Source organism: Nocardia sp. No.11, assembly GCF_038752175.1.
In the GTDB taxonomy this organism is placed as follows: Bacteria; Actinomycetota; Actinomycetes; order Mycobacteriales; family Mycobacteriaceae; genus Nocardia; species Nocardia canadensis.
On sequence record NZ_JBCGFB010000162.1, the window covers coordinates 1 to 11,286 of the forward strand.

Annotated in this window: 12 protein-coding genes; 7 read left to right on the plus strand and 5 right to left on the minus strand. The window is 71.7% G+C overall.

Annotated features, from left to right (window positions below):
- The 6 genes from sucB to V8688_RS29100 all read left to right on the plus strand — a co-directional run.
- On the plus strand, window positions 1–788 hold a 788-nt coding region (gene sucB / locus V8688_RS29075), incomplete at its 5' end, for a 2-oxoglutarate dehydrogenase, E2 component, dihydrolipoamide succinyltransferase (RefSeq protein ID WP_342802125.1).
- A gap of 20 nt (window positions 789–808) precedes the next feature.
- The gene (locus V8688_RS29080; RefSeq protein ID WP_342802126.1) at window positions 809–1,714 is read left to right on the plus strand and encodes a TIGR01777 family oxidoreductase; all 906 of its coding nucleotides are present in this window, start codon (window positions 809–811) and stop codon (window positions 1,712–1,714) included.
- Complete coding sequence (locus V8688_RS29085) at window positions 1,714–2,217, plus strand: GNAT family N-acetyltransferase (RefSeq protein WP_218715930.1); 504 nt, start codon at window positions 1,714–1,716, stop codon at window positions 2,215–2,217. Before V8688_RS29080 ends, V8688_RS29085 begins: the two co-directional genes overlap by 1 nt.
- 65 nt (window positions 2,218–2,282) lie before the next feature.
- On the plus strand, window positions 2,283–3,032 hold the full coding sequence (gene lipB / locus V8688_RS29090) for a lipoyl(octanoyl) transferase LipB (protein WP_218715931.1): 750 nt from the start codon (window positions 2,283–2,285) through the stop codon (window positions 3,030–3,032).
- Window positions 3,029–4,051, plus strand: a complete 1,023-nt coding sequence (lipA, locus tag V8688_RS29095; protein WP_218715932.1) for a lipoyl synthase — start codon at window positions 3,029–3,031, stop codon at window positions 4,049–4,051. The genes lipB and lipA overlap by 4 nt, the downstream gene beginning before the upstream one ends.
- Window positions 4,052–4,124: 73 nt before the next feature.
- Window positions 4,125–4,436, plus strand: coding sequence for a pyrimidine/purine nucleoside phosphorylase (locus tag V8688_RS29100; protein ID WP_218715933.1), 312 nt, complete (start codon window positions 4,125–4,127; stop codon window positions 4,434–4,436).
- A gap of 61 nt (window positions 4,437–4,497) precedes the next feature.
- Here V8688_RS29100 and V8688_RS29105 read toward each other — a convergent pair whose 3' ends face one another.
- On the minus strand, window positions 4,498–5,418 hold the full coding sequence (locus tag V8688_RS29105; RefSeq protein WP_342802129.1) for an SDR family NAD(P)-dependent oxidoreductase: 921 nt from the start codon (window positions 5,416–5,418) through the stop codon (window positions 4,498–4,500).
- A gap of 143 nt (window positions 5,419–5,561) precedes the next feature.
- Here V8688_RS29105 and V8688_RS29110 point away from each other — a divergent pair, with 143 nt between their 5' ends.
- Window positions 5,562–6,905, plus strand: a complete 1,344-nt coding sequence (locus V8688_RS29110) for a TIGR01777 family oxidoreductase (RefSeq protein ID WP_342802127.1) — start codon at window positions 5,562–5,564, stop codon at window positions 6,903–6,905.
- Between the two features lie 7 nt (window positions 6,906–6,912).
- Here V8688_RS29110 and V8688_RS29115 read toward each other — a convergent pair whose 3' ends face one another.
- From V8688_RS29115 to V8688_RS29130, 4 genes are all read right to left on the minus strand, one after another.
- Window positions 6,913–8,160, minus strand: a complete 1,248-nt coding sequence (locus V8688_RS29115; RefSeq protein WP_342802128.1) for a cyclopropane-fatty-acyl-phospholipid synthase family protein — start codon at window positions 8,158–8,160, stop codon at window positions 6,913–6,915.
- Window positions 8,157–8,879, minus strand: a complete 723-nt coding sequence (locus tag V8688_RS29120) for a DUF1365 domain-containing protein (RefSeq protein WP_218715937.1) — start codon at window positions 8,877–8,879, stop codon at window positions 8,157–8,159. Before V8688_RS29120 ends, V8688_RS29115 begins: the two co-directional genes overlap by 4 nt.
- Window positions 8,876–10,189 carry an FAD-dependent oxidoreductase gene (locus tag V8688_RS29125; protein WP_218715938.1) on the minus strand — a complete coding sequence of 438 codons (1,314 nt, stop codon included), beginning with the start codon at window positions 10,187–10,189 and terminating at the stop codon, window positions 8,876–8,878. The genes V8688_RS29120 and V8688_RS29125 overlap by 4 nt, the downstream gene beginning before the upstream one ends.
- Window positions 10,190–10,280: 91 nt before the next feature.
- A complete protein-coding gene (locus V8688_RS29130) occupies window positions 10,281–11,123 on the minus strand; it encodes a MerR family transcriptional regulator (RefSeq protein WP_218715939.1) in 843 nt (280 codons plus the stop codon).
- Window positions 11,124–11,286: the final 163 nt, after the last annotated feature.

An 11,286-nucleotide genomic window follows, 5' to 3' on the forward strand; every position in this document is an offset into this window, starting at 1 on the left:
CGGCTCCGGCCGCCGCCGCGCCCGCCGCCCCGGCCAAGCAGGCCGCCGCGCCGAAGCTGGCCGGTCTGGTCGGCACCACGCAGAAGGCCAGCCGCATCCGGCAGATCACCGCCACCAAGACGCGCGAATCGCTGCAGACCACCGCGCAGCTGACCCAGGTCCACGAGGCCGACGTCACCAAGATCGCGCATCTGCGTCAGCTCGCCAAGGCCTCGTTCAAGTCGCGCGAGGGCGTCAACCTGACGTACCTGCCGTTCTTCGCGAAGGCCGTGGTCGAGGCGCTCGGTGTGCACCCGAACGTGAACGCCTCCTACAACGAGGACACCAAGGAGATCACCTACCACGCGTCGGTGCACCTGGGTATCGCGGTCGACACCGAGCAGGGTCTGCTCTCGCCGGTCATCCACAACGCCAGCGACCTGTCGCTGGCCGGGCTGGCCCGCGCGATCGCCGACATCGCCAACCGCGCCCGCACCGGTGGCCTGAAGCCGGACGAGCTGTCCGGCGGCACCTTCACCATCACCAACATCGGCTCCGAGGGCGCGCTGTTCGACACCCCGATCCTGGTCCCGCCGCAGGCGGCCATGCTCGGCACCGGCGCGATCGTCAAGCGCCCGGTGGTGGTGACCGACGAGGCCGGTAGCGAGTCCATCGGCGTGCGCTCGATGGTGTACCTGCCGCTGACCTACGATCACCGGCTCATCGACGGCGCCGACGCGGGCCGCTTCCTCACCACCATCAAGCATCGGTTGGAAGAGGCGGCGTTCGAGGCCGATCTCGGTCTGTAGTCGAGGAATTCGGCCGACGTATGAAGGTGGTGATCGCCGGTTCGTCCGGGCTGATCGGGACAGCGCTCGTCGCGGCTCTGCGCCGCGACGGGCACGAGGTGTCGCGATTGGTGCGCCGCGCTCCCGCGGCACCGGACGAATTCGCGTGGGATCCCGCGCGCGCCCAGCTCGACGAGCGGGCGTTGCGCGGGGCCGACGCGGTGGTGAATCTGTGCGGCGCGAGCATCGGCGCGCGCCGCTGGAACGGTGGTTACAAGCAGACGCTGCGTGACAGCCGGATCACCCCCACCGACGTCCTGGCCACCGCGGTCGCCGCCGCCGGAGTGCCGACGCTGGTCAACGCCAGCGGCGTGCACTACTACGGCGGCGACACCGGCGACGCGGTGGTCGACGAGACCTCCCCCGCCGGAACCGGTTTCCTCGCGACCCTGTGCCGCGACTGGGAAGCCGCGACCAAGCCCGCGAGCTCGGCGGGCGTGCGCACCGTCCTGGTCCGCAGCGCCGTGGTCCTGGCCCGCAACGGCGGCATGCTCAGCATGCTGCAACCGCTGTACTGGCTGGGCCTGGGCGGGCGCCTGGGCAGCGGTCGCCAGTACACCCCGTGGGTCTCCCTCGACGACGAGGTCGGCGCGATCGCCTTCGCGCTCACCCACCCCGAGGTCGCGGGCCCGATCAACGCCGCGGGCCCGGCGCCGGTCACCAACGCGGAGTTCAACCGCGCCCTCGGCCGGGCCCTGCACCGGCCGACCCCGTTCCTCGTGCCCGGTCTCGCCCTGCGCGCGCTGGTCGGCGAGCTGGCCGACGAGGCCATCCTGCGCGGCCCACGCGCCATCCCCGCCGCGCTGGAGCAGGCGGGCTACACCTTCCAGCACCCCACGATCGGCGCCGCGCTGGCCGCGGCCGTCGGTCGCCCCGGAGATCACTGATGTTCATCCGCGACGCCGACAAGGCCGACCTCCCCGCCGTCCTGGCGATCCACAACACCAATATCGCGTCCTCGACCGCGATCTGGGACACCGACGAGGTCGACCTCGACAATCGCCTGTCCTGGTTCGCCGATCGCACCGCCGCGGGCATGCCGATCCTGATCGCCGAGATCGACGGCGAGGTCGCCGGTTACGCCTCCTACGGCCAGTGGCGGCCGAAGACCGGCTACCGCTTCTCCGTCGAGAACTCCGTCTACGTCGACGAGCGCTTCCAGCGTCGCGGCGTCGCCACCGCGCTGCTCACCGAACTCATCGCCCGCGCCACCGATTCCGGCCGCGTGCACGCCATGATCGCCGCCATCGAATCGAGCAACACCGGTTCCATCGCCCTGCACGAGCGCTTCGGCTTCCGCACCGTCGGTGAGCTGCCCGAAGTCGGCCACAAGTTCGGCCGCTGGATGGATCTGACGCTGATGCAGCGCACCTTCGCGCTCGACGTCTGACCGGCCGACCCGCACGTCCCGACCGGTCTTCACCTCCGGTGGCCGGTGGGCGTAACGTCAGGACGGTGAACGACACGCGCCCCACCGCGTCCGCTCGATTCGATACGACCCCGATCGTGGTCGAGGATCTCGGACTCATCGAATACAACGCCGCCTGGGAGTTGCAACGGCAGATCGCCGACGAGCGCGCCGCAGGCGAAGGTGCCGACAAGCTGCTGCTGCTCGAGCATCCGTCGGTCTACACCGCGGGCCGCCGCACCGAGACCGAGGACCTGCCGATCGACGGCAGCCCGGTGGTGCAGGTCGACCGTGGCGGCAAGATCACCTGGCACGGTCCGGGCCAGCTCGTGGGCTACCCGATCATCCGCCTGGCCGAGCCCGTCGACGTCGTGCAGTACGTGCGCCGCCTGGAGGAGGCCCTGATCCAGGTGGTCTCCGGCCTCGGGATCGAGTGCGGCCGCGTCGAGGGTCGTTCGGGCGTATGGCTGCCCGCCACCGAGTGGCTCGCCGAACGCAAGATCGCCGCGATCGGGGTGCGTGTGCAGCGCGGCGTCGCCCTGCACGGCATCTCCCTGAACTGCAACTCCGCCCTCGACGGCTTCCAGGCGATCGTGCCCTGTGGCATCAAGGACGCCGGCGTCACCACACTGACCCGCGAACTCGGCCGCGAGGTCACCGTCGCCGAGATCAAGCCGCTCGTCGCGGCCGCGATCGTTGCCGCGCTCGACGGCGACATTCCCGTTCGGCCGCATGACATTGATCGCACCACCACCGCCGCGAACGTCGTCGCCCCGAGCGTAGAGTCGGTCCAGTGACCTCCGTAGACGCCTCTGCCCCCGCCGGACGCAAGCTGCTGCGCATCGAAGCGCGCAACGCGGAGACCCCGATCGAGCGCAAACCCAAGTGGATTCGCACCCGCGCCACCATGGGCCCGGAGTACACCGAGCTCAAGGGCCTGGTGAAACGCGAGGGCCTGCACACGGTCTGTGAGGAAGCGGGCTGCCCCAACATCTTCGAATGCTGGGAGGACCGCGAGGCCACCTTCCTCATCGGTGGTGAGCAGTGCACCCGCCGGTGCGACTTCTGCCAGATCGACACCGGCAAGCCCGCCGCCCTCGACCGCGACGAGCCCCGTCGCGTGGCCGAGAGCGTCCAGGCCATGGGCCTGCGCTACTCCACCATCACCGGCGTCGCGCGCGACGACCTCGACGACGGCGGCGCCTGGCTCTACGCCGAGACCGTGCGCGCCATCAAGGCGCTCAACCCCGGCACCGGCGTCGAGCTGCTCATCCCCGACTTCAACGCCGACCCCGACCAGCTCGCCGAGGTCTTCTCGACCCGCCCCGAGGTGCTCGCGCACAATCTGGAGACGGTGCCGCGCATCTTCAAGCGCATCCGCCCCGCCTTCCGCTACGAGCGCTCGCTGGCCGTCATCACCGCTGCCCGCGAGGCCGGCCTGGTCACCAAGTCCAACCTCATCCTCGGCATGGGCGAGACTCCCGAGGAGGTCACCGCCGCGATGCGTGACCTGCACGAGGCGGGCTGCGACATCCTGACCATCACCCAGTACCTGCGCCCCTCCCCGCGCCACCACCCGGTCGACCGCTGGGTCAAGCCGGAGGAGTTCGTCGAGCACTCCAAGGTCGCCGAGGAACTCGGCTTCGCCGGTGTCATGGCGGGTCCGCTGGTCCGGTCCTCCTACCGCGCCGGGCGCCTCTACGCCCAGGCCATGGCCCATCACGGCCGCGAGATCCCCGAGGCGATGACCCACCTGGCCCAGGAAGGCACCGCCTCCCAGGAAGCCAGCTCGGTGCTGGCTCGCTACGGCAGCTGACCACGTCGGGCCAGAGCTCGGTGAGCTCTGGCCCCTCAGTAGACTAAGGGTCCCCTCACCCCCGGAAGGACCCATGTCGAAGTTCGAGAACGTCTCCGTCGTGAAGAAGGCCAACGTCTATTTCGACGGCAAGTGCGTCAGCCACAACATCGAGCTGCCCGACGGCACCTCGAAGTCCGTGGGCGTGATCCTGCCCGCCACCCTGACCTTCACCACCGGCGCCCCGGAGATCATGGAGCTCATCGAGGGCGAGGCGAAGGTGACCCTCCCCGGCGAGACCGAGCCGAAGGTCTTCCGCGGCGGCGAATCGTTCTCGGTCCCCGGCAACAGCGCCTTCGACATCGAGGTCGTCGAAACCCTGCACTACGTCTGCCATTTCGGCTGATCGTCGTCACCCCGAAGGGCGGTGGCTCCGGCGGAGCCGCCGCCCTTCGCCGTCGGTGCGATCAGCTCGCGCCGGGAGCCCCGATCAGCGCGCGGCACTCCCGCCAGAGCGCGACGGCGTCGGCATCGGAGTAGCGGGTGCCCGGCCGCAGGTGCAGCGGGCGGATCCGGCGATCGTGCCAGAACTGGCCCGACGGCAGCGTGTTCCGGGTGGCGGCGAGCCAGACCGCGGTGTCGGCGCCTTCGGCCGGGGTCCGCAGCAAGGGCCGGGTCATCCGGCGGAACCGGGGCAGCGCGTCGGCGATACCGGGGGTGTCGACCCACCCGGGGTGCACCGCGTGCACGCCGATCCGCTCCTCGGCCAGCTCGACGGCCAGCAGCGGCGTCAGCGCGACTTGCATCCGTTTCGTGCGCGCGTACGCGGCGGCGCCGCGGTAGTCGCCGTGCCGGTATTCCGGATCCTCGACCGTCAGGGGCTGGGCATACATCCCGCCCGAGGACATGAGCACGACTCTGGCCCCGCGTGCCGCGGCCAGCAACGGGCGCACCAGCTCGGTCAGCAGCAACGGACCCAGCACATGGGTGGCGAAGGTGAGCTCGTGGCCGGTGCTGGTCTCACGGCGTTCCGGTGACAGCACCCCCGCGTTGTGCACGAGGGCATCGATCGGCGTGTCGCCGAGCGCGGCGGCACAGCGCCGGACCGAATCGGGTTCGGCGACATCGCATTCGACCACCGTCACCGTGGCGTCGGGATGCCGTTCGCGCAGGCCGTCCGCCGCGTCCGCGCCCCGCTGCGGATTCCGGACCGCGAGCACGATCGCGGCGCCCAGCTCGGCCAGGCCGTCGGCGACGGCCAATCCGATCCCACTGTTGGCGCCGGTGATCACCACCCGACGCCCCCGCATCGCGTCGGCGGGGGGATCGTCATCCGGCCAGCAACGCCGGCGCAGGGCGATGCCCAGGCGGCTGTATCCGGGCAACACAGTTCGGTCGAAGAGCGCATCGACGCGCGATGGCTCGAAGTTCGCATCGTTACTCACGTCATTAGCGGTCACCCCTCCAGAGTACCGCGATAAACGATGCACAAACGATTCACACCGCCGGGCAGACGGGTTACAGTCGAACTATGGGCATCGACTGTTCGACAGTTGTCTCCGCACCTCGCGACGAGGTCTTCGCCTGGTTCGCCAGGCCCGGTGCGTTCACCCGCCTGGCACCGCCCTGGCAACCGGTCCGGCTGCTCAGCGAAGCCGACGATCTGGCCCGCGGCGCCGCCGTCCTCGGCCTGCCGGGCGGCCTGCGCTGGGTCGCGCGGCACGATCCGGACGCCTACGACCCGCCCCGCCGTTTCGCCGACGCCGTCGCGACCGAGGGGCTCGCCTCCGCCCCGGTCGGCCGCCTGCTGCCGTGGCGGCACACTCACGACTTCACCGCCGTCGACGACGAGCACACCCGCGTCGCCGACCACGTCGACACCCCACTGCCCACCCGCCTGCTGCGCCCGATGTTCGACTACCGCTACCGCCAGCTCACCGATGACCTCGCCGCCCACCGGCGCGCCGCCGAGCGCGGCTTCACCGCCCGCACCATCGTGGTCAGCGGCGCCTCCGGCATGGTCGGCACCGCGCTGTGCGCGTTCCTGACCACCAGCGGTCACGATGTCGTCCGGCTGGTGCGCCACGCCCCGTCCGATCGCACCGAACGCCGGTGGGACCCCGCCGATCCCGCGCCCGACCTGCTCGACGGCGTCGACGCGGTGGTTCATCTGGCGGGCGCGCCCATCGCGGGCCGATTCACCGACGAACACCGCCGCGCCATCGCCGACAGCCGGATCGGCCCGACCAGGGCGCTGGCCGAGGCCGCGGCCCGCAGCGGCGTCGGCACGTTCGTCTGCGCCTCCGCCATCGGCTACTACGGCTACGACCGGGGCGAGGAGGTCCTCACCGAGACCGCCGATCCCGGCGACGGCTTCCTCGCCGAGGTGGTGACCGGCTGGGAGGCGGCGACCGCACCGGCCGAGGCCGGCGGCGGCCGGGTGGTCCAGGTCCGCACCGGCATCGTCCAGTCACCCACCGGCGGCACCCTGCGCTTGCTGCGACCGCTGTTCGCGGCGGGCCTCGGCGGCCGGATCGGCGACGGCACCCAGTGGCTGTCCTGGATCGGCCTGGACGACCTGCTCGATGTCTATCATCGTGCGCTCTGGGACGATTCCCTCACCGGCCCGGTCAACGCGGTCGCCCCGAATCCGGTCCGCAACAGCGAGTACACCGAGGTATTGGCCCACGTCCTGCACCGGCCCGCCCTGCTGCCGGTGCCCTCGTTCGGCCCGGCGCTGCTGCTGGGCGAGCAGGGCGCGCGGGAACTGGCCGAGGCAAGCCAGCGGGTGTCCCCGGCGCGGTTGTCCGAGGCGGGCCACACCTTCCGCGCTCCCGACCTCGAACAGACCCTGCGCCACCTGCTCGGCCGCTGAGCCGGGGTCATTCCCGCGCGAGAACGAACTGCCCCACGTCGAGGTACCCGGACCGGAAACCCGCCTCCGAGTAGGCCAGATACAGCCGCCACATCCGCACGAACGTCTCGTCGAACCCGAGCGCGCCGATCTGCGCCCGCGCGTCCTCGAACCGTTCCCGCCAGGCACGCAGGGTGCGCGCGTACTGCGGACCCATCGAGAACTCCTCGCGCACGCGCAGGTCCGAGCCACGCGCGACGGATTCCTCGATCGCCCGCACCGAGGGCAGGAACCCGCCGGGGAAGATGTACTTCTGGATCCAGGTATAGGTGTGCCGGGTGGCCAGCATGCGCTCGTGCGGCATGGTGATGGCTTGGATCGCGGCCCGCCCACCCGGTGCGAGCACCCGGCCGATGGTCGCGAAATAGGTGTCCAGGTATTCGTAACCGACCGCCTCGATCATCTCCACCGAGACGACGGCGTCGTAGGTGCCGCGCACCCGGCGGTAGTCGAGCAGGTCCACCCGCACCTGCTCGGCCAGTCCCGCCGCCGCCACCCGCGCCCTGGCCGCGGCCTGCTGCTCGGACGACAGCGTCACGGTGTGCACCCGCGCGCCACGCGCGGCCGCCCGGACGGCGAGTTCGCCCCAGCCGGTGCCGATTTCGAGCAGCCGGGTGCCGGATCGCACGCCCGCGCGGTCGAGCAGCCGGTCGATCTTGGCGCGCTGGGCGGTGGCGAGATCATCGGCCGGATCGGCGAACAGCGCGGCCGAATAGGTCATGGTCTCGTCGAGGAACAGCCCGAAGAAGTCGTTGGACAGGTCGTAGTGCCGGGCGATGTTGCCGCGCGTGTTGTCCTCGGAATTGCGTTCGGCGGCGGGATGTCCGGCGACGTAGAGACGGCGCAACCGGGCCAGCGGGCGCGGCACCACCTCGGCGACGTGGGCGGCGAGCACGGTCAGCACGCCGACGAGATCGGGCGCGTCCCAGTCACCGGCCATGTACGACTCACCGAAGCCGATGAGTCCGGCGGCGCCGACCCGGGCGGCGAAGTCGCCGGGCCGGTGCAGGACCAGGCACGGCACCCCGGCGGGCGAGCCGGCGACGGTGCCGTCGGGGTAGCGCACCGCCAGCGGCAAGCGACGGGTCAGGCGGCGGACCAGCACGTCGACGGCCATCGCCGACACCCCCGCGCGCAGGCCGCGCGGCACGGCCAGGTCCGGCCACCGATCTCGCTCCGGCACAGCGGGATTCGCGGTGGTGTCCACGGTTGTCATCGGAGCGCCTCCTCGGGCACGGCCACCGGACGCGGCACGACCGGCAGGCCCCTGGCCCAGAGCAGCACGCCCTGCCACCGGATACGCGCGGCCACGAGCAGTGGCGGAATCGGGTCGGTCAGCACGGCGCGCACGATCGCGCCGGTGGTGGCGGGCACGCATCGGCCCGCCATGGTGGCGACGAAGATCGGCCGGTCGGTCACCAGCGTGATCGACACCCGCAGCGTGGCATCCGGCTCGGGCACCCGCAGCCGGTACTCACCCGCCACCGGGTTGAACGGCGAGACGTAGAACTCCTTGCCGACCCGCGCGCGACCGTCGCCGTCGGGCCGCAGCAGGTAGCGATGCGCGCCACCGTAGGTGTTGCGGACCTCGGCGATCACACACACCGGCGTGCCGTCACGGTCACGGCACCAGTACAGCGTCAGCGGATCGAAGACGTAGCCGAAGGCACGCGCGCCGGCCAGCATCAGCACCCGGCCGCCCCGCAGGTCGATGCCCTGGGTCGCCAGGTACCCGTCGATAGCGGCCCGCAGCGAGCCGCCGCGTTCGCCCAGGTGGTCGCCCGCGTCGAAGCCGACGAACGGCCGCAGCCACCAGGGGAACCGGGGCAGCCGGTCCAGATCGACCAGCCAGCTGTGCCCGCGATAGCGGAAGGCGTGCCGGATCGGCGCCAACCGGGTGTGCCGGATGTCGGTGCGGATCAGCCGAGCGGTCACGACACCGCCACCAGGCCGGGCAGCGGTCCCGTCCAGCGTCCGCCCAGTCGCTCGGCGGCGCGCAGTCCCGACAGCGCGCCGTCCTCGTGGAAGCCCCACCCGTGGTAGGCGCCCGCGAACGCCGTGCGCGCGCACCCGAGTTCCCCGGCGCGGGCGCGGGCGGCCACCGATTCCGGGGTGTAGAGCGGGTGTTCGTAGGTCATCGTGTCCAGCACCGCGCCGGGATCGATCCGGTCGCCGTCGCCCAGGGTGACCAGGAATCGTCGGTCGCCGGTGTCGTCGAGACGCTGGAGCCGGGTCAGGTCGTAGGTGACCAGGACGCGGTCGGGTTCGGCGGCGCAGGCGGGCAGGCGGTAGTTCCAGGACGCTCGAGCACCGGTGGCGCGCGGCAGCAGGCGGGAATCGGTGTGCAGGACAGTGTGATTCACCGAGTAGGGCATCGCCGAGAGGAGGTCGCGTTCGGCGGCGCTCGGCTCGGCGAGCAGGGCCAGCGCCTCATGCGGATGGGTCGCGATCACCGCGGCGTCGAAGTCGTCGACGCCGTCGTCGGCAGTGCGGACGGTGATTCCGTCGGGATGCCGGTGCAGCGCCCGGACCGGGGTCGCGACCTGTACTCGGTGCAGGCGTTCGGCGACCGCCGCGACGTAAGTCGCCGATCCCCCGGTGACCGTGCGCCAGGTGGGTGAGCCGAACACCGTCAGCATGCCGTGGTGTTCGAGAAAGGTGAACAGGTAGCGGGCCGGATAACGCAGCGCGGTGCGGGGATCGCAGGACCAGACCGCCGAGATGAGCGGTGCCAGGAAGTGGGTGCGGAAGTAGGCGGAGAATCCGGCGTCGGCCAGGAATTCGGCCACCGTGCGTTCCGCCGTCGGGTCCGCGGCGAGTTCGGCGCGGGCCAGGCGGTGGAACCGCGGCACTTCGGCGAGCAGTCGCAGATACCGCCCTCGCACCAGGTGTCCGGGGCGCGGGAACAGGCCGGGCAACCCGCGCGCGCCCGCGTACTCGAGCCCGCAGCCGTCGCAGCGCACCGACATGCTCATGTCGGTCTCGCCGGTGGCGATATCGAGCTCGCCGAACAGCCGCTGCAGTGTCGGGTAGGTGCGGTCGTTGTGCACGATGAACCCGGTGTCCACGCCGATGGTCTGCCCATTGCCCGCGACCACACGGTGGGTGTCGGCGTGCCCGCCGAGACGGTCCTGTGCCTCGTAGAGCGTGACCTCGGCCGAGCGCGCGAGCACCCAGGCCGCGGTCAGCCCGGCGACACCACCGCCGATCACCGCGACTCGGCGCTGCCCGTTCGATGCGTTCATTGCGATTCCTCCGGTCGTCCCCCGGCCAGCGGATGGACGATCCACCCGAAGTGAATCAATTATGCATCGTTTGGTGACCGACGGCCAGTCGTCAGCGCAACGCCTCGACCGCACTCGCGAGGGAGGCGATCCGCGCGACCGCGGGCGGCAGCAGCGCCGCGTCCCAGCCGGGCCCGCCGACGAAGACCCGTGCGCCCGCGTCGAGGCCGGCCAGCACGGCCGAGGTCAGCGCGCTCGATTCCCGCTGCGACCACAGCAGCAGCGAGGTCGGCCCCGAGGGCCGGGCCAGCGCGCCGACCAGCGCGACGGTCGGCACGTCCGCGCCGAGCATCCGGGCGCCCACTCCCTGCTCGGCCAGTGCCGCGCGCAGCACTTCCAGTGGGAGCGAATGGGTCTCACCGCCGGTACAGGCGAGCACGACGGTCCGATCGGCGACCGCGGGCGCGGTCTGCACCCGCTGCATCACCGCCGCGATCGACCACGACAGCAGATGCTCGACATCGATGCAGTTCTCCCCGACACCCTGACGTGCCACGATGTCGGCGAAGGCGGGCCTGCACAGCTCGTCCCAGGTGCGGACGACACCGTAGGCGCGCACGTGCGCCTCGACGAGGTCGACCGAGGTCGCGGAGTCGAGCGCGAACGCGGCGTCGAGCAGGTCGACGCGGTTGCCCGCCCGCACCGCGGGCCCGCGGGCGGCCGCCGCCGCGCCCGCCGGACTGGCACCGTCGCGGATCAGCGTCAGCATGCGTTCGAGCAGGCCGATGTCGGCTTCGGTGTAGAGCCGATGCCGACCGGGACGGTCCTGCGCGGGCCCGATGGCGTAGCGGCGATTCCAGCTACGCAGGGTGGCCGTCGGGATGCCGAGACGATCCGCGACCGCGCGCACGGTGTACCCGGCCGCGTCGGAGACAGGGGCGGAACCGGCGGACATCGTTCCATTCTGACCGATGCCGCTCCGCCCGCGTGTCACGGCCGTGCGGCGGCGGGTCGCCGCGGCCACGCCAGTGCCGTGGTTCCGGCACCGAGCAGGCCCCAGACCAGCGGCACCGCGATCGCGGTGCGGCGCAGGCGAGGATCGACCGCCGTGCCGAGGA

Coding starts and splice junctions, on each gene's coding strand:
- V8688_RS29080 (WP_342802126.1), top strand. CDS start 809: ATGAAGGTGGTGATCGCCGGTTCGTCCGGGCTGATCGGGACAGCGCTC.
- V8688_RS29085 (WP_218715930.1), top strand. CDS start 1,714: ATGTTCATCCGCGACGCCGACAAGGCCGACCTCCCCGCCGTCCTGGCG.
- V8688_RS29100 (WP_218715933.1), top strand. CDS start 4,125: ATGTCGAAGTTCGAGAACGTCTCCGTCGTGAAGAAGGCCAACGTCTAT.
- V8688_RS29110 (WP_342802127.1), top strand. CDS start 5,562: ATGGGCATCGACTGTTCGACAGTTGTCTCCGCACCTCGCGACGAGGTC.
- V8688_RS29115 (WP_342802128.1), bottom strand. CDS start 8,160: ATGACAACCGTGGACACCACCGCGAATCCCGCTGTGCCGGAGCGAGAT.
- V8688_RS29125 (WP_218715938.1), bottom strand. CDS start 10,189: ATGAACGCATCGAACGGGCAGCGCCGAGTCGCGGTGATCGGCGGTGGT.
- V8688_RS29130 (WP_218715939.1), bottom strand. CDS start 11,123: ATGTCCGCCGGTTCCGCCCCTGTCTCCGACGCGGCCGGGTACACCGTG.